Origin of the sequence: Pseudobutyrivibrio xylanivorans DSM 14809, assembly GCF_900141825.1 — a bacterium.
In the GTDB taxonomy this organism is placed as follows: Bacteria; Bacillota; Clostridia; order Lachnospirales; family Lachnospiraceae; genus Pseudobutyrivibrio; species Pseudobutyrivibrio xylanivorans.
Genome location: NZ_FQYQ01000008.1, coordinates 1 through 19,995, shown reverse-complemented (window position 1 = coordinate 19,995; position 19,995 = coordinate 1). Strand labels below are relative to the sequence as shown.

18 protein-coding genes are annotated in these 19,995 nt (G+C 39.7%); 15 read left to right on the top strand and 3 right to left on the bottom strand.

What is annotated here, in order from left to right; translation table 11 throughout:
- The first annotated feature begins 8 nt into the window (after positions 1-8).
- The 7 genes from BUA88_RS07630 (at position 9) to BUA88_RS07600 (ending at position 9,115) form a co-directional block, all read left to right on the top strand.
- Positions 9-917, top strand: coding sequence for a carbohydrate ABC transporter permease (locus BUA88_RS07630; protein WP_028246112.1), 909 nt, complete (start codon positions 9-11; stop codon positions 915-917).
- A gap of 50 nt (positions 918-967) precedes the next feature.
- Positions 968-2,629, top strand: coding sequence for an ABC transporter substrate-binding protein (locus BUA88_RS07625; protein ID WP_028246111.1), 1,662 nt, complete (start codon positions 968-970; stop codon positions 2,627-2,629).
- A gap of 81 nt (positions 2,630-2,710) precedes the next feature.
- Positions 2,711-4,234, top strand: coding sequence for a glycoside hydrolase family 32 protein (locus BUA88_RS07620; protein WP_072915388.1), 1,524 nt, complete (start codon positions 2,711-2,713; stop codon positions 4,232-4,234).
- Positions 4,235-4,257: 23 nt separating this feature from the next.
- Positions 4,258-5,217 (top strand): carbohydrate kinase family protein, encoded by a 960-nt coding sequence (locus BUA88_RS07615; protein ID WP_072915385.1) that lies wholly within the window; start codon positions 4,258-4,260, stop codon positions 5,215-5,217.
- A 211-nt stretch (positions 5,218-5,428) separates the two neighbouring features.
- Positions 5,429-6,751 (top strand): replication-associated recombination protein A, encoded by a 1,323-nt coding sequence (locus tag BUA88_RS07610; RefSeq protein WP_072915382.1) that lies wholly within the window; start codon positions 5,429-5,431, stop codon positions 6,749-6,751.
- Positions 6,752-6,778: 27 nt separating this feature from the next.
- Positions 6,779-8,068, top strand: coding sequence for an aspartate aminotransferase type Ic (locus BUA88_RS07605; RefSeq protein ID WP_072915377.1), 1,290 nt, complete (start codon positions 6,779-6,781; stop codon positions 8,066-8,068).
- Between the two features lie 9 nt (positions 8,069-8,077).
- Entirely contained in the window at positions 8,078-9,115 is a 1,038-nt protein-coding gene (locus BUA88_RS07600) for an aldo/keto reductase (RefSeq protein WP_072915374.1), read from the top strand.
- A 22-nt stretch (positions 9,116-9,137) separates the two neighbouring features.
- Here BUA88_RS07600 and BUA88_RS07595 read toward each other — a convergent pair whose 3' ends face one another.
- Positions 9,138-10,370 (bottom strand): MFS transporter, encoded by a 1,233-nt coding sequence (locus tag BUA88_RS07595; RefSeq protein WP_072915371.1) that lies wholly within the window; start codon positions 10,368-10,370, stop codon positions 9,138-9,140.
- 175 nt (positions 10,371-10,545) lie between these two features.
- Positions 10,546-11,637 (bottom strand): cellulose binding domain-containing protein, encoded by a 1,092-nt coding sequence (locus BUA88_RS07590; protein WP_072915367.1) that lies wholly within the window; start codon positions 11,635-11,637, stop codon positions 10,546-10,548.
- A gap of 382 nt (positions 11,638-12,019) precedes the next feature.
- Here BUA88_RS07590 and proC point away from each other — a divergent pair, with 382 nt between their 5' ends.
- The 8 genes from proC to queF all read left to right on the top strand — a co-directional run bounded on the left by proC (position 12,020) and on the right by queF (position 19,035).
- Positions 12,020-12,814, top strand: a complete 795-nt coding sequence (proC, locus tag BUA88_RS07585) for a pyrroline-5-carboxylate reductase (protein ID WP_072915363.1) — start codon at positions 12,020-12,022, stop codon at positions 12,812-12,814.
- A gap of 79 nt (positions 12,815-12,893) precedes the next feature.
- Positions 12,894-14,009: an SLC13 family permease gene (locus BUA88_RS07580; protein ID WP_072915359.1), complete on the top strand. Its 1,116-nt coding sequence runs from the start codon at positions 12,894-12,896 to the stop codon at positions 14,007-14,009.
- Between the two features lie 221 nt (positions 14,010-14,230).
- Complete coding sequence (locus tag BUA88_RS07575; RefSeq protein ID WP_072915356.1) at positions 14,231-15,760, top strand: cellulase family glycosylhydrolase; 1,530 nt, start codon at positions 14,231-14,233, stop codon at positions 15,758-15,760.
- Positions 15,761-16,074: 314 nt separating this feature from the next.
- Positions 16,075-16,497, top strand: coding sequence for a 6-pyruvoyl trahydropterin synthase family protein (locus BUA88_RS07570; protein WP_072915354.1), 423 nt, complete (start codon positions 16,075-16,077; stop codon positions 16,495-16,497).
- 2 nt (positions 16,498-16,499) lie between these two features.
- On the top strand, positions 16,500-17,168 hold the full coding sequence (gene queE, locus BUA88_RS07565) for a putative 7-carboxy-7-deazaguanine synthase QueE (protein ID WP_072915352.1): 669 nt from the start codon (positions 16,500-16,502) through the stop codon (positions 17,166-17,168).
- A gap of 13 nt (positions 17,169-17,181) precedes the next feature.
- Positions 17,182-17,754 (top strand): GTP cyclohydrolase I FolE, encoded by a 573-nt coding sequence (gene folE, locus BUA88_RS07560; protein ID WP_072915349.1) that lies wholly within the window; start codon positions 17,182-17,184, stop codon positions 17,752-17,754.
- Positions 17,755-17,815: 61 nt separating this feature from the next.
- Positions 17,816-18,502: a 7-cyano-7-deazaguanine synthase QueC gene (queC, locus tag BUA88_RS07555; RefSeq protein WP_072915346.1), complete on the top strand. Its 687-nt coding sequence runs from the start codon at positions 17,816-17,818 to the stop codon at positions 18,500-18,502.
- Positions 18,503-18,543: 41 nt separating this feature from the next.
- Positions 18,544-19,035 (top strand): preQ(1) synthase, encoded by a 492-nt coding sequence (gene queF, locus BUA88_RS07550; RefSeq protein WP_072915344.1) that lies wholly within the window; start codon positions 18,544-18,546, stop codon positions 19,033-19,035.
- Between the two features lie 201 nt (positions 19,036-19,236).
- Here queF and BUA88_RS07545 read toward each other — a convergent pair whose 3' ends face one another.
- Positions 19,237-19,755: a GNAT family N-acetyltransferase gene (locus tag BUA88_RS07545; protein WP_072915339.1), complete on the bottom strand. Its 519-nt coding sequence runs from the start codon at positions 19,753-19,755 to the stop codon at positions 19,237-19,239.
- Between the last annotated feature and the right edge of the window lie 240 nt (positions 19,756-19,995).

Genomic DNA, 19,995 nt, shown 5'->3' with positions numbered 1-19,995 from the left:
AGGTTATGATGGAAACAAAGAAGAAAAAAAGTAAATTCGCCAAGTATTCACTAGGCGATAAGACATTCTTACTTATTGGATATATACTTTTGGGTCTATTCGTTCTTGCGATTATTGTACCTATGATTTACATCGTTATCGCATCATTTATGGATCCAATCACTCTTCAGAACAAGGGTCTTACATTTGATTTAGAAAAATGGACACTTACCGCTTATGAAAGAGTAATTTCAAATGCACAGATTTGGGTTGGCTTTAAAAACTCAATTTTATATTCAGTTTTATTTACATTTTTATCAGTGTTTATCACAATGCTTTGTGCTTATCCAATGTCATTGGAAGAGTTCAAGGGAAGAAAATTCTTTAATACCATTTTTATGATTACTATGTTCTTTGGTGGTGGATTGATTCCTACATATTTGTTGATAAGCAAAATGGGCTTGCTTGATAGCATGTGGGCAGTAATCCTTCCTGGAACATTTTCAGTTTGGAATATGATTATTGCCAGAACATATTATAGAGGTATTCCTTCAGAGTTAAGAGAAGCTGCAGAAGTAGACGGAGCTAATGAACTAACCTTTTTCTTCAAAATCCTTTTGCCAGTTTGTGCTCCTGTAATTGCTGTTCTCTGTCTATGGCAGTTCGTTGGAATGTGGAATAGTTATTTCGACGCTATGATATATCTTAATTCTGCTTCAAAACAACCTTTGCAGTTGGTTTTAAGATCTATACTGATTCAAAATCAGCCAGATCCGGGAATGATTGCTGATATGCAGTCGACAGCTCAGAGAGCACAATTGGCAGAACTACTTAAGTACGCAACCATCATTATTTCAAGTTTACCACTTTTAGTAATGTATCCATTCTTCCAGAAGTACTTCGATGCAGGTATCATGGTTGGTTCAGTAAAGGGTTAATAAGTAAATAGCAGCAAAAGCTGTTATATAAATAGGAGGAGAACAAGAAAATGAAGAAGAGAAATGCAAAACGTATTGTAGCTGCAGCTCTTGCAATGACAATGGCTTCATCAATGTTTGTCGGCTGTGGCAAGGGTGGCAACGGTGCCAGCAATGCAGATAAGGTGGATGCAAGCAACATCACTTGGCCACTTGCAGAGCAGGTAACAATCACAGGAACAATTAGCTATCCTGTAGGAACAGAGGAGAATCCTAACAACCGTACAATCTTCAAGAGACTTGAAGAAGAGACAAACGTACACGTTGATTGGACAGCAATCTCATCTGATCAGTGGGGTGATAAGATTTCCCTCAATATGTCAAATGTAAACACACTTACAGATATGGTATTTAACGCTGGTTTTGGCGACAACGACTTAATCAGATATGCAGATCAGGGCGTTATCGTTCCAGTTGAGGAATACATTGATAACAACATGCCAAATCTTAAGGCAGTATTTGATAAGTACCCAGAGTACAGAACAATGTGCGAGGACGAGGATGGACACATTTGGGCACTTCCTTGGATCGAGCAGCTTGGTAGCGAAAAGACAGCTATCCAGACAGTTGGTAACAATATGACATTCATCAACCAGAAGTGGCTTGACTTCCTTGGACTTGAGACACCTACAACAGTTGATGAGTTCGAGCAGGTACTTTTAGCATTCCAGGAGCACGCTTCAGAGCTTCAGAAGGAATTCGGTATTGATGGTGACATCATTCCTATGTCTTGCATCGTAAACGATCAGGATCCAAACCTTCTTACAAACGGTTTTGGCGATGGTATCGGTGATGTAGATATGGGTCAGCATATTGCAGTAACAGATGACAAGAAGGTTATTTGTACAGCAACAACAGATGGTTTCAGAAAGGGTACAGAATGGCTCCACAAGCTTTACGCTGAAGGCCTTATCGACCCAGAGTGCTTTACTCAGGACTGGGCTACATACGTAGCAAAGGGTAAGTCACACAGATATGGTGTTTGCTTCTCTTGGGATGTTGCTAACATCGATAACATTACAGACTATGTACCACTTAAGGCTTTAAAGGCTGATACAGTAAACGTTACACCACAGAACGGTTCATTCACATCAGGTTTCGACAGAGGTCGTTGTGTAATCACTAGCGTATGTAAGAATCCAGCATTCGTTTGCGCTTGGCTTGACAAGATGTACGATCCATTCCAGTCTCCACAGAACAACTGGGGAACATATGGTGAGGACGATGATTTCGATATCTTTGAATTAGGCGAGAACGCTGATGGCGAGAAGATGCTTAAGCATGCACCACTTGGCGATGCTTCTCCAGTAGAAGTACGTGAGGCTGAGTGTGTTGGTGGTCCTCTTGCAATCTTAGATGAGTACTACGGAAAGTATGTAACTTGCCCAGATGATGCTCAGTATCGTCTTGATTGGATCAAGGATTACTATACAGATGATATGCACGGCAAGTATGTATACCCACGTGTATTTATGAACTCTGAAGATACAGAGAAGCTTTCAGCAATCCAGGCAGACTTAGTAAGCTACCTTAACTCAAGCAAGGCTGAGTTCATCAGAGATGGTATCACAGATGATTCTTGGAATGCTTACCTCAAGCAGGTAGATGATTATGGTGTAGCAGAGTACCTTGATATTTATCAGAAGTACTTTGATGATTTCTACGCTAACTAAAAGTATTTTGTGGGCGCTTTTATAAGTTGCCCACAAAGTTTTTATAAACAAGCTATAACTTAGGAAGGAATTTAATTAACTATGAACAGTCAGACTCTTCGCGAAGCAAGAAAATACGAAGAAGCACAGGAAAAACTTATTGCAAAAGAAACCCGACCAAAGTTTCATTTAACACCACGTGTTGGTTGGATGAATGATCCAAATGGTCTTTGCTATTATGAAGGCAAATATCACATGTTTTATCAGTATCATCCATATGATGCCCACTGGGGCCCAATGCACTGGGGTCATGCAGTAAGTACTGATTTACTTCATTGGGAGTTCCTTCCTGCAGCTTTAGCTCCAGACGAATTCTATGATAAGGATGGAGTATTTTCTGGAAGCGCTATTACACTTGAGGATGGTAGACATCTTCTTATGTACACAGGTGTTATGAAGCGCACAGTAGAAAATGGACAGATGAAAGAATTCCAGACACAGTGTGTTGCTGTTGGTGATGGAATTGATTATGAAAAATACGAAAACAACCCAGTAATCAATGCTGATTTGATTCCAGAGGGATCTAGCAAAACTGATTTCAGAGATCCAAAGATTTGGAAGAAAAAGGATGGCACATACAGAGTATTAGTTGCTAACCGTGCAGCAGATGGCAGCGGACAGCTCTTATTATTCAAGAGTAACGATTGCTTTAAATGGGAATTTGAAAAGGTTTTCGCGTCTAATAAAGGCAGATATGGTCTTATGTGGGAGTGCCCTGATTTCTTTGAATTAGATGGCAAGGGAGTACTCCTTACAAGCCCACAGGATATGCTTCCAGAAGGCTTCGAATTCCATAATGGTAATGGAAATATCTGCATTATTGGTGGATATGATGATGCTACCGATTCCTTTACAGAGGAAAAGGTTCAGGCTGTAGATTATGGTATCGATTATTACGCTATGCAGACTGTTGAAATGGTAGATGGCAGACGTGTAATGATTGGTTGGATGCAGAACTGGGATACAGCAGGTGCTCACGACGCCAGAGAGCCTTGGTTTGGACAGATGGCTCTTCCAAGAGAAATCTCTATCAAAGACGGAAGATTACGCCAGTGGCCAATCAAAGAATTAGAGGACATGAGAAGCGGCAAGGTTGAGTACAAAGACTTTGAAATTTCAGCAACAACCGATTTAAAGGACAGAGATAGCGAGTCAATTGATGGAGCAATTTCTCTCGAGGGAATCAATGGTCGTTGCTTAGATATTGAGCTTGAAGTAAGACCAAAAGATGTTGATGCAATGTTTGACAAGTTTGTCATTTCTATTGCAGCAGATGAAAAATATCATACAGATATTGTTCTTAGACCTAAGGAGAATATCGCAAAAATCGATAGAAAGTTCTCTGGTAGCAGACGAGCAATAGTGCACCAGCGTAGAGCACATATTCCTTGGAATAAGGATTCTATCAAGCTTAGAATTGTTATGGATAGATACAGTATGGAAGTATTCTTTGAGGATGGTCTTTATGTAATGACAGCTTCACTTCCTACAGATGTATCATGCGATGGAATCTTCTTCAATACAAATGAAGATGCAATTCTTAACATTGTTAAATACGATTTATAAAAAGCGCTTAGGGAGATTATTAAATGGTTGATGTAGTTGCATTAGGAGAGCTATTAATAGACTTTACTGAAAATGGCATAAGCGAGCATGGAAATCCACTGTTGGAGGCAAATCCAGGTGGAGCTCCTTGTAATGTGCTTGCAATGCTCCAAAATTATGGCAAGTCTACAGCCTTTATAGGTAAGGTTGGAGATGATAATTTTGGTCATATGCTTTCAAATACTGTAGCAGGTCTTGGCATTAATGTAAGTGGATTAAAGTATGACAAGGATGTTCATACTACTCTTGCATTTGTTCATACCTATGAGGATGGTGACAGAGATTTTTCTTTCTATAGAAATCCTGGAGCAGATGTTATGCTCTCAGCTGAAGAGGTAGATACTGACCTTATTAAGAGTGCCAAGATTTTCCATTTCGGCACCCTTTCTATGACACACAAGACTGTGGAAGAAGCAACTATTAAGGCTTTGGATACTGCAAAAGAAAGCGGTATCTTAGTAAGCTTTGATCCTAATCTTAGACCACCACTTTGGTCAGATTTAGAAATCGCTAAAGAAAAAATGGATTTTGGATTCCGTAAATGCGATATTCTTAAAATCTCTGATAATGAAATAGAGTTCTTTACTGGAGAGACAGATATCCTTAAAGGGGCTCAGATTATTAAGGAAAAATATGGAATAAAGCTTGTATGTGCCACACTTGGTAAAGATGGCAGCTATGCTCTTTACGGTGATACTGTTGTAGAGTGTGCTCCATTTTTAAATCCTAATACTATTGAAACAACAGGTGCAGGAGATACATTCATGGGGTCAGTTATCAATTCTGTTCTTGAGGTTGGAATAGACAATTATGATGAGGCTTCTCTTAAAGAGATGTTAACAACAGCAAATGCAGCAGCTTCTCTTATTACTACGCGACGTGGAGCTCTTAGGGTTATGCCTTCAGTTGAGGAAATACATAACTATATAAAAGCTGCAAAATAGAATTATTAGAGATGAAAATTTGTGCACTACGGACAAATGTCTCCCGGAGACAAACTTTTTATTGTAATATGGATTGAATTATAGTATAGTATCAAAGGTGATTACTTTAGCTTGCTAAAGTGAAAGCTTTTGATACTATTTTTATTTTATGAATAGAACGTTTGTGCTATAATGTTTGTGCTAATAATTCGAAAAAATAGGAAGGTATCACATGGATCTTTTTGATTATATGAGGCAGGAAGCCAAGAAAAAGGAATCTCCACTTGCAGCTCGTCTTCGTCCTACCACCCTGGATGAGGTAGTAGGGCAGCAGCACATCATTGGCAAGGATAAGCTCCTATATCGTGCCATCAAGGCAGACAAGCTTTCTTCTATCATATTTTATGGGCCTCCTGGCACAGGCAAGACTACTCTTGCTCAGGTTATTGCCCATACCACAGCAGCGGAATTTACATCTATAAATGCCACCACATCGGGAAAGAAGGACATGGAGGCCGTGGTGGAGGCCGCAAAGCAAACGCTCGGTGCTTACGGCAAAAAGACCATCTTGTTTATAGATGAGATTCATAGATTCAACAAGGGACAGCAGGATTACCTGCTTCCATTTGTTGAAGATGGCACTATCATCCTTATTGGTGCCACCACAGAAAACCCTTATTTCGAGGTTAACGGAGCTCTTCTATCAAGGTCTATCATCTTCGAACTGAAGCCACTTGAGGCAGATGACATTAAGACTTTGATAATGCGAGCAATCACCGACAGCGAAAAGGGACTGGGAAGCTATGATGCAGTCATTGATGATGACGCACTTGATTTCCTTGCAGACATCGCAAATGGCGATGCCAGAAGTGCCCTTACAGCAATCGAGCTTGGTGTGCTCACTACAGACAGAGCCGAAGATGGAAAAATTCATATTACAATAGATGTGGCCAGCGAATGTATTCAGCGAAGAGTTATAAAATACGACAAAGATGGCGATAACCATTATGACACCATCTCTGCTTTTATAAAGAGTATGAGAGGCTCGGATCCTGATGCAGCAGTTTATTATCTAGCTAGAATGCTATACGCAGGAGAGGATCCAAAGTTTATTGCCAGACGTATTTGCATCTGCGCATCTGAGGATGTAGGAAATGCAGATCCTATGGCGCTTGTAGTTGCTACAAATGCGTTTCTGGCAGTTGAGAGAATCGGAATGCCAGAATCACGTATTATTCTTTCACACGCAGCCACATATGTAGCCTGCGCACCAAAGTCAAATTCAGCCTACGGAGCTATTGATTTGGCTATGGCAGAGGTGAAGAATAATACCACGCGACCAATACCTACTCACCTTCAGGATGCCCACTACAAATCAGCTGGAAAGCTGGGGCACGGCATTGGCTACGAATATGCACACGATTTTCCAAATCACTTTTCACATCAACGCTACTTGCCTGACGGTTTGGAAATCGGTGATTTCTATCGCCCAGGAAATCTGGGATATGAACAGGTTATCAATGAGTACTTGGATAAAGTACGTAATGATAAATAAATTAGGTAATAAAGGAAGGACCATGCAATGAAAAAGTACAGCGAAATGTCATTACAGGAATTAGAAGCAGAGAAGGAGCAGCTCTTTAGTCAGTACAAAGACTGGCAGCGCAAAGGCCTTAAGCTCGATATGAGTAGAGGAAAGCCATCAACAGAGCAGCTTAATCTTTCTATGCCTCTTTTAGATATTCTCGATGGCAAGTCTCTTATGAAGTGCATGAACGGAGTAGAGACTAGAAATTACGGACAGCTTGAGGGCATCGTTGAAGCACAGCATCTTATGGCAGAGATTATGGATTGCCAGCCAGAGCAGGTTATCGTAGGAGGAAACTCATCACTTAATCTTATGTTTGATGCAGTGGCTCGCGGTTACATGTTTGGTTTCGGTGGATGTACACCATGGTGCAAGCTTGAAAGAGTAAGATGGTTATGCCCAGTACCAGGTTATGACAGACATTTCGCTATTACACAGCATTTTGGTTTTGATATGATTAACGTCCCAATGAACGAGGACGGTCCAGATATGGATGTTGTAGAAGGCTTAGTTGCAGCAGATGACAGCATCAAGGGTATCTGGTGTGTACCTAAGTATTCTAATCCACAGGGTATCGTATATTCTGATGAGGTTGTTAGACGTATGGCTAATCTTAAGCCTGCAGCTAAGGACTTCAGAGTATTCTGGGATAACGCATATGCGGTACATCACTTATATAAGGAAAAGAAGAAGATTTTAAATATTCTTCACGAGTGTGAGGAAGCAGACAATCCAGACTTAGTATTTGAGTTTGCATCTACTTCAAAGATTACATTTGCAGGGGCTGGAATCGCTGCTATCGCTTGCAATCATAGAAATCGTGAGGAGCTTAAGAAGACACTTACAGTTCAGACAATTGGATTCGATAAGGTAAATATGATTCGTCACGCAAGATATTTTGCAGATGTAGAATCAGTTGATAAGCACATGGAGAAGCATGCTAAGATTCTTCGTCCTAAGTTTGAGCTTGTAATCAAGACAATGGAAAGAGATTTGGCTGAGCCAGAGTGTGGTAGCTGGATTTCACCAAAGGGTGGATACTTCATCACATTTGAGGCACCAAAGGGAACAGCTACACGTATCGTAGATTTGGCAAAGGAGGCAGGCGTTGTTCTTACACCAGCAGGCGCTCCATTCCCATATCACATGGACCCTAACGATTCAATCATCCGCTTTGCTCCATCTCTTCCACCAATCGAAGAGCTTGAGCAGGCAGCAGATGTATTTACAGTATGTGCAAGAATCGCATATGTAGAGAAGCTTATCAATATGAAGGCTGTATAAGGTGTTGCTATGAAAGAAGTCACATTAGGACGCACTGGTATTAAGGTTCCACAGAACGGTTTTGGAGCTCTTCCAATCCAAAGAGTTTCAGTTGAAGAAGCAGTAAGGATTCTCAGAAAAGCTTATGATGGAGGTATGCGATTTTTCGATACAGCCAGAGCATATAGCGATAGTGAGATAAAGCTGGGAGAGGCCTTTGGAACAGGCTATGTTAAAAGGGAAGAAATCGTAATTGCTACAAAAACAGCAGCAAAGACTCCAGATGATTTTTGGAAGGATTTGGATACATCCCTTACAAATCTTAAAACTGATTACATTGATATTTATCAGTTTCATATGATGGGACAGTGCTACAAGCCTGGAGATGGAACTGGAATGTATGAGTGTATGGAAGAGGCTAAGCGCCAGGGAAAGATACGCCATATTGCTGGAACCGCACATAAGCTTGGTGTTGCTAAAGAGCTTATTGAGTCTGGCTTATATGAAACAGTTCAATACCCTATGAGCTATCTTGCATCAGATAAGGAGATAGAGCTTCTAAAGCTTTGCAATGAAAACAATGTGGGCTTCATTGGGATGAAGGGCTTGGCTGGAGGATTAATTACAAATTCTAAGGCTGCTATGGCTTTCATCAGCCAGTTTGATGGAGCAGTTCCTATCTGGGGAATACAAAAGGAATCTGAGCTGGATGAATGGCTATCATATATGGATAATACACCAGAATATGATTCTGAAATAGCCAAGTTTATTGCGGATGAGAAGAATGAGCTTAGTGGAGAATTCTGTCGTGGATGTGGCTACTGCATGCCTTGCACAGTTGGTATCCAGATTAATCAGTGTAACAGAATGATTCTTATGCTTAGAAGAGCAACTAGTGCCGGATGGCTCAGCGAGCACTGGCAGGCAGAAATGGAAAAAATCAACGACTGTATTGAATGCGGAAAATGCATGACACACTGCCCATATGAGCTGAATATTCCTGTGCTTCTTAGAAAGAACCTGGAGGACTATAAAGAGGTTCTTGCAGGAAATAGAAAAGTGCAGTAATCAAATACGTAAGATGATGAGTTTAGTCAGCCTGAACATACAGCTGGCTAAACTCTTTTTTGTCCAGGTATACAAGCATCAGTGCTGCGATGACAGCAACCATAGTCATGGCGATGGAGAATGCCCAGGCGTAGGCAGGGCCGAAGGCGTCAAACATTCTTCCGCTGCCGAACTGTGTGATGCCCTGCATAAAAGCACCGGCGAAGTTTGTCGCACCAAAGATTCGTCCGCGGTGGCTCTCTGGTACACGTTCGGCTAGGAATGCGCCCATCATAATGGTGGTAAGGATTTCACCGAAGGTGAAGAGGGCGATAGAAATATAGTATCCTCCGATGATACCGAAGGACATTAAAAATGCTGCAAAGCTGATAGCCTGAAGGATTACACCTAAGGCAAACTTTTTGGTCAAATCTACTTTTTCAAATACCATAGTGATAATAGGTGTAAACAAAACTACTAAGAAGCAGTTTACACTAGTGATAGTTCCATATATTACAGAGCCTTTCTCCGGAAAGGCTTTTGCTATGTCTAAAGGCATCAGGTATCCAAACTGGGAGTAAGCACCCTGATAGAATGCCAACGAAATAATAAATGCAATCAATGCGCCGCTATTTCTGATAATACTCCAGATGTTTAGGCCATCGTCGGCGGATTCTTCTACATCCTCTGTAGGAGCTTCATCCAGCTTTTCATCTTTTACGAACAGTCCAATTAATACTGTTGATACACTGATAGACAGACCACTGATTACAAAACACAGCCAGAGATAATTATTGAAAAGCAATCCAGCTAATGTAGGCGAAAGGATAAGTCCGATATTGGCTCCTAAATATAATAAAGAAAATGCTTTTTCTCTTTTTTCTGCAGGTGTAATATCAGCAACCAGAGCCTGATATGCAGGGCCTTCCAAAGTCTGGAAAAAAGCGCCTACCAACAGTACGCAGATAGAGAATATAGAAAGGGGCAGGAAACCACTGATGACAAATAAAGCAATAGACACAATGTCACAGTAAATAATGACTCGCTTCTTATTGAATCTGTCAGCCACATGTCCACCCAAAAGATTTGCAGGTAAAAATAAAATGCCAGAGCAAATAGTAAAAAGCGCAGTTTCAGTGGCATTGAACCCTATTTTCTTATTAAGAATAAGTGTTAGCATAGGCCAAATCATGGCACCCATATTTGTGACGATTCGACCTATAAACAGTATGTAATTAGCTCTACGTAAACCCTTATATTGGCTGAATAATTTCATCTTGTCTCCTATTTGTGCTTCGTATTTACGATATTTATTGGATTATATCTGATAAAAAGCTTGATTACAAGTAGTGCCAGTGGGGGAGCAAGAATATAAAAGATATTATTGAAAAACAAAAGTATCTCCCAGGTTCAAAAAAACTTGGGAGATACTTTTTTAGTATTGTTATATTTTACTGGAAAACATATTCAATAACATCGCCAATTTCACCTGATCCCTGGAATCCAAATGTGGTGTTACCATTAGCACCAATGATTGCATTCCAATTTTCAGGAGTGAGTACATAGTAATCACCGTCTTCGTTAACTTTTACGCACCAGCTAGAATCGATTGTGACCTCGCTCTTCTTAAGCTTAAGTGTCCAACCGTTCAATTGCTGATTTGAATTATTAGTTAATGTGAAGTTTACATTATAACCAGAATCCCATTTCTGAATGCTGTAATCTAGTCCTAGTTCCTCTTCCTCAGCAGCTACAGGTTCTTCAAAAACATATTCGATAGTTTCAGCAAGCTCCCCAGAACCATTGATTCCAAACGCGATGCTTCCATATGCAGGAACAATTGAATTCCAATCTAATGGAGTAATTACATAGTAATCGCCGTCTTCTTTTATATTTACGCTCCAACTAGAATTGATAGGACAATCAGACTTTAAAATCTTTAAAGCCCAGCCTACGATATCTTCATCTGTGTTGTTAACTACGTTGAAATCTACATTGTAACCTGAACCCCAGTTGTTTACTGTGTATTCAAGTGTTAAGTCGTCAGTAGGTTCTGGCTCAGGAGCTTTTGTAGCATACCAATAATCCACTTGTATATATTTTTTTGGAACTGAAGCGGGGAAAGTAAAATATACATCATGTATTCCAGTAATTGGCTCATCAAGTTCTAGAGTGTTTTCTACAAAATTCGAAGAGCCTTTTGTATCGAAATCTATGCGACCTATAGGCTCGCTGTCACGTGAATCAAGTTTTATATCAAGAGCAGAAGGTGAAGTTTTATAAGTACTTGCACAAATTGTTACTGAAACTGCACCATCTCCAAAATCTACATTCTTATATCCTAGATAGCTACCATCATATATATACATCCATACATGGTCACGATTAGAAAAAGTAGTATGATCCCCTATCATATCTGCATTTGCAGATCCAAGGTGTTCATATGGATTTCGTGTCTCGGCAGCATATAATTTTGTACTGCATGTAAAAAATAATCCTGCGATAAGACACGCACTTAATAATCTTGCAATAAATTTCTTCATAGTACCTTTATTACCTCCTGTTCTGTCGGTTAAAAGTCTTAAACGTTTTCGTGCTCGAGCAACTCCAATAATAGCAAAAAACAGATGGACAGTTGTGAATAGATGGTGAAAAGATTATTTTGCATAACGCTTTGGATAGGCGTGAGCTCAGTAAGGGTGGGGACTGAACAGTAGGTTTCCAATTTTTGGAGGGAAATTTTATATATTTTGCTACTTGATTTGCTCTACTACCTACAAAACCGCGGGATTTTCTAGGTAGTAAATATTGTCCCATTATACTACTAGCAGCCATGAAACAAGGAAAAATGAATGTACAGAATAATTCTAAAATGATACACTTAGTGTGTTGTTATAGGGCTTTTTTGATTGCAAGGAGGAAAACATGAAGATAGGTTTTATTGGTGCTGGAAACATGGGTAGTTCCATGATGGGAGGAATCATCTCATCAGGTACAGTTGAGGCACAGGACATAATGGCAAGTGATATTTTCCAGGCCACATTAGATGAGCTTAGTGGTGAGCTTGGTGTAAATATAAGTATCAGTAATAGGGACGTTGTAGATTTTTCTGACATCATTATTATTGCAGTAAAACCACAGTATCTTCCTGATGCAATTAGTGGAATAAAGGATATGGATTTTAGTGACAAGGTTGTTGTTAGTATTGCTGCAGGACAGTCACTTGCACGTTTGAAAGAATTATTTGGCAAGGATTTAAAGCTAATTCGTGTTATGCCTAACACACCAGCTCTTGTTGGAGAGGCAATGAGTGCTTTAAGCCCAAACGAGCTAGTAACTGAAGAGGATATTGAAATAGTTGTAGAGCTATTTGAGTCCTTCGGAAAGGCTGAGATTGTTCCTGAAAAATTGCAGGATGCAGTTGTTGGTATCAGCGGCTCATCTCCAGCTTATGTATATATGTTTATTGAGGCACTTGCAGATGGTGCAGTTGCAGAGGGCATGCCAAGAGCACAGGCTTACAAGTTTGCGGCTCAGGCAGTTCTTGGTTCTGCAAAGATGGTTCTTGAAACAGGAGAGCATCCAGGAGTGCTAAAGGATAATGTTTGCTCACCAGGTGGCACCACTATAGAGGCTGTTGCAGCTCTTGAGGCCCTTGGTTTCAGAAATGCAGTAATCGAAGCAGAGCGTGTCTGCATAGAAAAATCCAGAGAGTTGTAAAAGCATCTCATAGCCTTCCCCTTGAGGGGAAGGTGCCCGCAAGGGCGGATGAGGTGTTTCTTTATGTTTAGGAGTATAAATGGAAACAATAAGGAATTTTGTAAAAAATGAAATAGTATTAGTGGTAGCCTTTGTTTTGGCAGTGGTGTCCAGCTTTGTTGTACACCCAGATAACAAGTACATAGATTACATTGATTTTAGAACATTGAGCATTTTACTTGCCTTGATGATCACCATGGCAGGCCTTCAGCGACTGCAGGTGTTCAGACAGATAGGTGAGCTTTTAGTTTCAAAAATGAACTCCATCAGAGGAGTAGTTCTGGTACTCATTGGCCTATGTTTTTTTTCAGCCATGTTTATTACAAATGATGTGGCGCTCCTTACCTTTGTGCCATTTTCTATAGTCACTTTGTCTATTTCTAATCGTAAGGATTTGTTCATCATAGTAATAGTACTTGAAACAATAGCAGCTAATCTTGGCAGCATGCTTACACCTCTAGGAAATCCGCAAAATTTATATTTGTATTCTCTGGCAGGCATGAGTCTTGGAGCATTTATAAAGCTGATGCTTCCATATAGTGTGGTAGCACTTGCCCTTTTAGTTTTATGTGGATTTGTCTTTGTAAAAGCGGCACCAGTTGTCTTGGCAGAAAAGCATATATACGAGCGTTCAAAACGAGACAAGAATATGATAGCTATGTACGTATTTACGTTTTTAGTATCTATCCTTGTAGTAGCCAGAGCCTTAGATTATAAAATTGGATTAGTGATAGTGGTGGTGCTTACTTTGATATTTGATAGACGTGTACTTAGAAAGCCGGATTACTCACTTTTGTTTACATTTATTTTCTTATTTATTTTTATAGGAAATATTAAACGCATCCCTGCGCTTTCCGATGCTATAGGAAGCTTTTTACAGATTAACGAGGTGGGTGTATCAATCTTCCTAAGCCAGTTCATCAGTAATGTTCCAGCAGCAATTCTCTGTTCAGGATTCACAAATCATGTTGATAAGTTGATTATCGGAACAAATCTTGGTGGACTTGGTACGCTGATTGCATCTATGGCTAGCCTGATTTCCTTCAAACAGTATGGGTATATCGATGGGGCTGATAAGAAAAAATATATGGGGGTTTTCACAGTAGCAAATATTATTTTCTTAATTGTTATGAGTTTAATCTACATTTTATTGTAAATTAATAAAAAAATTATTATTAGGGACTTCTTCGGAAGTCCCTATTTTAAAGGAAAATTTAGAATATTCAGAAAAATATATTACGAAAAAATTCAAATATATAACAAAAATATTACAAAAATGTTTACATTTATTAAAGCTTATGTTATAGTGTACAGGCAAACGAAAATAAACAGTTCTTTTGAATTGTTTATTAATCTTCAGAAAGGGCAGAATATGTAATGAAAAGAAGAATAAGACTTATTACTTCATGTGCATTAGCTATGGCGTTGGCGGTTAGCGGGCCGGTATCCATTCCAAATGTTAATGCAGCAAACGTTACAGTACAGGCGAACAACGTGTCTGCATCTCAGACTCCGGTTGGACAGCATGGCGCTTTATCAGTAAAAAAGACATCAGGGTACGCTGCACCAACTATCGTAGACAAGAATGGTAAGCCGGTACAGTTACATGGAATTAGTACACACGGTGTACAATGGTTTCCACAGTACATTAGCAAGGATAGCTTTAGGAGTCTGAGGGATGATTGGGGAATCGACACAGTAAGACTTGCAGTATATGCCAGAGAGAATGGCTACACTCAGGGAAACAAGGATTTAATGGACAAGAAAATCGATGAGGCTGTTTCAGCAGCAAAGGATTTAGGAATGTATGTAATCATCGATTGGCATGTTCTAAGCTATAACCCAAACGAGGACATTGATGCAGCTAAGACATTCTTTACTAAATATGCGGTAAAGTACAAGAATGTTGATAATGTAATCTTCGAAATTGCCAACGAACCTACTGGTACTAACTGGTACGATGGCAGCGGCAAAGATTTGTACACATATAGTAAGACAATTGCTGGCATCATCAGAGGTACAGGTGCTAAGAATATCATCATCTGTGGTACAAACGACTGGTCACAGAGAGTAGATCAGGTCGCTGATAAGCCACTTAAGAATGATGGTTTTGAAAACATCATGTACACAGTCCATTTCTACGCGGCAACACATTATGACAATATTAAAGACAACGTAAGAAAGGCCGTTAAGGCAGGCACACCAGTTATCTGTACAGAGTTTGGTGTATGCGATGCTTCTGGTAACGGCGGATACGATTTCAGCAATGCTGATGATTGGATGAAGCTTTTCAAAGAGAACAACATCAGTTTTGCATTATGGAGCTTATGTAATAAGAATGAGTCTGCTTCAGTTATTTCTTCTTCTTGTAATAAGACTAGCAACTGGACAGAATCAGATCTTACAGAGGCGGGTAAGTGGCTCGTTAAGACATGTAAGGAGCTTTCAGGAAAGAGTGGTAGCGTAAACCCAACACCTACACCAACACCTACACCAACACCAAAGCCAACACCTAAGCCTACAGTTAAGCCAACACCAAAGCCAACCCCAACCCCAGCACCTACCTCAAAACCTACCCCTACTCCTACTCCTGAGGCAGGTACAACAACAGGTGGAAGTGTTACTTTTGACATTCCATCTGATTGGGGCACAGGCTTTTCAGCAAATAACACTGTTAGTAACAACACGAACAAAACCCTTAATGGATGGATAGTTGAATTCGATAGTGATGTTGAAATCACAGCAATCTGGAATGCTAAGATTTCATCTCATAAGGGTAAGCACTACGTACTTACGAACGAATCTTATAACGGTACTGTAGAGGCTGGTCAGACTGTTTCATTCGGCTTTAATGGAACTAAGAAAGATGGTTCTAAGGCTACATTCACAAACGTAAAATTACGTTAATGTTTATATTATTTTGTAAAACCCAACCTTTTTCATATTTTTATACTCCCTAATATATATAGATGGTCGCAATGGCAAGTGCTGTTGCGACCTTTCGCTTTTTTGCTTGCAATTTTTTATTTCAGGTTGTATTATAGTCAGGCAATTAAAAAATGAAATTCACTCTTTTGAGTGAGAGACAGTTCGTTTGTACCATCCTGTCTATAAACAAAACTCGGACTTGCGTTATTTATCTATGTGATTTTCGAGGCTGCCGGTGCGCAGTCTTTTTTATTTCTGAGATACTCTAGGTCCGGTTTCATAGGAGATTTTCGATGTATTATTTAACTGCAGAGGCTTCATTTGATGGAGCTCATTTTCTAGCTGGCTACGATGGAAAGTGTTCCAATTTACATGGTCACCGCTGGAGAGTAATTTTAAAAATTAAGACAGATAAGCTGCAGAGCGAAGGGCAGCAGCGCGGAATGGTAGTTGATTTTGGCGATGTAAAAAACGCTCTTAAAAAGGAAACAGATTTCTTTGATCACAGCTTTATATATGAAGAAGGTTCTCTTAAGGAGGCTACAGTTGCAGCCCTTTTGGCAGAGGACTTCGAGATGCATGTAGTGCCTTTCAGACCTACAGCAGAGAATTTCGCAAGGTACTTTTTTGATAAGTTTAAGGATTATGGTTTTACAGTTGCAGAAGTGACAGTGTATGAGACTCCAAATAACTGTGCAAGCTATTCGGAGGATTAATAATGGCAACATATTTTGTAGTAGAAAAGTTTGTAAGTATAAATGGTGAAGGTCAGCATGCTGGTGAATTAGCAGTATTCATCAGACTTCGAGGATGCAATCTTGCTTGTAGCTATTGCGATACAAGATGGGCATGTAGCTATGAGGCTCCAGCTGAGCAGATGACAGAAACTGAAATTATAGATTATGTAAAATCAACAGGTATTAACCGTGTCACACTTACTGGTGGTGAGCCACTGAAGGCAAGGGATATCAAAGACCTCTTGAGAGCTTTTGCAGCAGAACCAGATATAAAGGTAGAGATTGAAACAAATGGAAGTGTTAACATCGTTCCATTTGCGGCCATACCAAATGCTCCAGCATTTACACTGGATTACAAGCTTGCTGGCTCTGGCATGGAAGATAAGATGGATTTATCCAATTTTGCATTCCTTCAGCCAAAGGATACAGTTAAGTTTGTATGCTCAGACGTAAGTGAGCTTGATAAGGTATGCGAGCTTGTTGATACTTATGGTTTGGCAATGAAGTGTACAGTTTTAATCAGCCCTGTATTTGGACGCATCGATCCAGCTGACATGGTTGATTATCTTATAAAGCATAAGCGCAACGACATTCGTTTACAACTCCAACTTCACAAATTTATCTGGGACCCAGAAAAGCGCGGAGTGTAAGAAAGAGGATAGTATGGCAATTAATAAGGATTTAATAAAAGAAAGCATTAGAAATATTATCATTGCCCTAGGGGATGATCCTGACAGAGCAGGTCTTATTGAGACTCCAGACAGAGTTGCCCGTATGTACGAGGAGGTTTTCGAGGGAATGAATTACAGCAATCAGGAGATTGCTGATATGTTTAACAAGACCTTTGACGAGGACTATTATGATGAGAACAGCCAGGACCTTGTATTCGTAAAGGATATCGAGGTGTTCAGCTACTGCGAGCATCATCTTGCACTTATGTATGATATGAAGGTCAGCGTAGCATATATTCCAAATGGAAAGGTTATCGGTCTTAGCAAAATTGCACGTATCGCTGATATGGCTGCAAAGCGTCTTCAGCTTCAGGAGCGTATCGGAAATGATATTGCTGAGATTCTTCAGATAGTTACAGGTTCAGAGGATGTGGCAGTATTTATTGAGGCAAGCCACTCTTGTATGACAGCTCGTGGCATCAAGAATGCAGGAGCCCGCACTCAGACTCAGACTTTGCGTGGAAAGTTTAAGAATGATAAGGACTTGCTTGCAAGACTAAGATAGCCTTCCCCTTGAGGGGAAGGGGGACCACTTTAGTGGTGGATGAGGTGTTAAGGAGACATTTATGAAAGCATTAGTTTTAGTCAGTGGTGGTGTAGATTCTACCACTTGCCTTGGAATGGCAGTAAAGGAATATGGCAATGAGAACGTAGTGGCTCTTTCGATTTTCTACGGCCAGCGCCATGATAAAGAAATTAAAGCAGCAGATGCTGTATGTAATCACTATAATGTGGAGCATATCACTCTCGATTTATCTACAATGTTCCAGTTTAGTGACTGTACACTTTTACAGCATTCAGATGGAGAGATTCCAGAGGAGTCTTATGCTGAGCAGCTTGCAAAGACAGACGGAAAGCCCGTAAGCACATACGTGCCATTTAGAAATGGTCTCTTCCTTTCTAGTGCCAGCGCAATAGCACTTTCAAAGGGGTGTTCAAAGATTTATTACGGAGCTCACAGCGATGATGCAGCAGGCAATGCTTATCCAGATTGCTCCGAAGCATTTCATAAGGCAATGAATACAGCTATCTACGAGGGTAGTGGAAAGCAGCTTGAAATCGTGGCACCATTTATCAGCCTTACAAAGTCACAGGTTGTAAAGAAGGGGCTTGAAATTGGAGTTCCTTACGAGCTTACATGGAGCTGCTATGAAGGCCACGAAAAGGCTTGTGGAAAATGCGGTACATGCATCGACAGAAAGGCAGCATTTGAATTGAATGGGGTAACAGACCCTATCCCTTATGAAAATTAATTATCGTATATACGATATCGCAAATACGGAGGTAAATAATTATGGCAGATAGAGCAGCCGAGGGTACACTTACCCTTCTTGGAAACAAGAACAATACATATCCAGATAACTACGCACCAGAGATGCTTCAGACATTCCTAAATAAGCATCCTGAGAATGATTACTTTGTAAAGTTTAACTGCCCAGAGTTTACATCACTTTGTCCAATTACTGGTCAGCCAGATTTCGCAAATATCATCATCTCCTATGTTCCAGGTGAAAAGATGGTAGAGAGCAAGTCATTAAAGCTTTATCTTTTCAGCTTTAGAAATCACGGCGATTTCCATGAAGATTGTGTAAACATCATTATGAAGGATCTTATCAAGCTTATGGATCCAAAGTACATCGAAGTTTGGGGTAAGTTCACTCCACGAGGTGGCATATCCATTGACCCATATTGCAACTATGGTAAGCCAGGTACAAAGTGGGAAGAGGTAGCTTTCAATCGTATGGCAAACCACGATATGTATCCTGAGAAAGTAGATAATAGATAAAGATGAGTTTATCGCAGAGGTTTAGTCTTTAGCTAAGCCTCTCTTTTTTTTCACACTGCTTGATATAGCATGTAAATTTTTAATGTAAATGCAAACTTTTAATATTTAATGCAAAAATCCAGAAGTTAATGCAAGCTTTTGAGGAGCTTTGCACTTACCTCTGGATTATCATTTTAAAAATAGATTTCAGTAAACTAGAATTTATCTAAACACTAATTCAAATATTCCTCCATCAAAATAAATATCGTTTCCGTACGCATCTTTGTAAAAAGACACTTGTTCTGATCCGACTTGTACAAAACCCAATGAGTTTAAGAGTTTAATTGACGGTATATTCTTTATCGCAGTGCCTGCTATCAATCTACTAACTCCAATATTTTGTAAATACGAAATCACAGATAGCATGCTCTCCTTTGCATAGCCCTTTCCATGATAATCCGAATGAAAACAATATCCGATTTCATATGCATTATCGCACCTATTAGCAGATATGTATCCGATAATATCTCTATTTAAACAAACCGCAAAAAATATATGTTCATCCCTGTTAGCTTCCTGTCCCCATCTTTCAATCCGTTTAGAAACAGAGATATCATCCAATTCCTTTATGTTATCATACTGAGCATACGGAGATTTAGCCTCATCCTTCCAAATTTTCTGAATAGCCTTCCAGTCATTCTTTTCAATTCGTCTTAACAATAATCTTTCTGTCTCAATCATCAGTCTTCCTTCACAAATTGCGATTTTCTATTAATTATTAATTATTTTTAATAATAAACGCAAACTAGTGTTAATTTATATATTTTCTTGCATTTACTCTTGGAAATAATACACATAATACAATATAATGTAGCTGTTCTGCAAGTCGATTACCGATTTCTGGAGGTAATCAAAATGAAAAATAAACATCTTACTTTTGAAGAAAGAATTGTTATTGAAGAACAATTAAATAAGGGAGTT

What these genes read in the sequence shown, in the direction of transcription:
- BUA88_RS07600 (WP_072915374.1), top strand. Translation starts at nt 8,078, where the DNA reads ATGAAAGAAGTCACATTAGGACGCACTGGTATTAAGGTTCCACAGAAC.
- BUA88_RS07580 (WP_072915359.1), top strand. Translation starts at nt 12,894, where the DNA reads ATGGAAACAATAAGGAATTTTGTAAAAAATGAAATAGTATTAGTGGTA.
- BUA88_RS07590 (WP_072915367.1), bottom strand. Translation starts at nt 11,637, where the DNA reads ATGAAGAAATTTATTGCAAGATTATTAAGTGCGTGTCTTATCGCAGGA.
- BUA88_RS07625 (WP_028246111.1), top strand. Translation starts at nt 968, where the DNA reads ATGAAGAAGAGAAATGCAAAACGTATTGTAGCTGCAGCTCTTGCAATG.
- folE (WP_072915349.1), top strand. Translation starts at nt 17,182, where the DNA reads ATGGCAATTAATAAGGATTTAATAAAAGAAAGCATTAGAAATATTATC.
- BUA88_RS07615 (WP_072915385.1), top strand. Translation starts at nt 4,258, where the DNA reads ATGGTTGATGTAGTTGCATTAGGAGAGCTATTAATAGACTTTACTGAA.
- BUA88_RS07605 (WP_072915377.1), top strand. Translation starts at nt 6,779, where the DNA reads ATGAAAAAGTACAGCGAAATGTCATTACAGGAATTAGAAGCAGAGAAG.
- BUA88_RS07630 (WP_028246112.1), top strand. Translation starts at nt 9, where the DNA reads ATGGAAACAAAGAAGAAAAAAAGTAAATTCGCCAAGTATTCACTAGGC.
- queF (WP_072915344.1), top strand. Translation starts at nt 18,544, where the DNA reads ATGGCAGATAGAGCAGCCGAGGGTACACTTACCCTTCTTGGAAACAAG.
- BUA88_RS07620 (WP_072915388.1), top strand. Translation starts at nt 2,711, where the DNA reads ATGAACAGTCAGACTCTTCGCGAAGCAAGAAAATACGAAGAAGCACAG.
- BUA88_RS07545 (WP_072915339.1), bottom strand. Translation starts at nt 19,755, where the DNA reads ATGATTGAGACAGAAAGATTATTGTTAAGACGAATTGAAAAGAATGAC.
- queC (WP_072915346.1), top strand. Translation starts at nt 17,816, where the DNA reads ATGAAAGCATTAGTTTTAGTCAGTGGTGGTGTAGATTCTACCACTTGC.
- BUA88_RS07575 (WP_072915356.1), top strand. Translation starts at nt 14,231, where the DNA reads ATGAAAAGAAGAATAAGACTTATTACTTCATGTGCATTAGCTATGGCG.
- BUA88_RS07595 (WP_072915371.1), bottom strand. Translation starts at nt 10,370, where the DNA reads ATGAAATTATTCAGCCAATATAAGGGTTTACGTAGAGCTAATTACATA.
- BUA88_RS07610 (WP_072915382.1), top strand. Translation starts at nt 5,429, where the DNA reads ATGGATCTTTTTGATTATATGAGGCAGGAAGCCAAGAAAAAGGAATCT.
- queE (WP_072915352.1), top strand. Translation starts at nt 16,500, where the DNA reads ATGGCAACATATTTTGTAGTAGAAAAGTTTGTAAGTATAAATGGTGAA.
- proC (WP_072915363.1), top strand. Translation starts at nt 12,020, where the DNA reads ATGAAGATAGGTTTTATTGGTGCTGGAAACATGGGTAGTTCCATGATG.
- BUA88_RS07570 (WP_072915354.1), top strand. Translation starts at nt 16,075, where the DNA reads ATGTATTATTTAACTGCAGAGGCTTCATTTGATGGAGCTCATTTTCTA.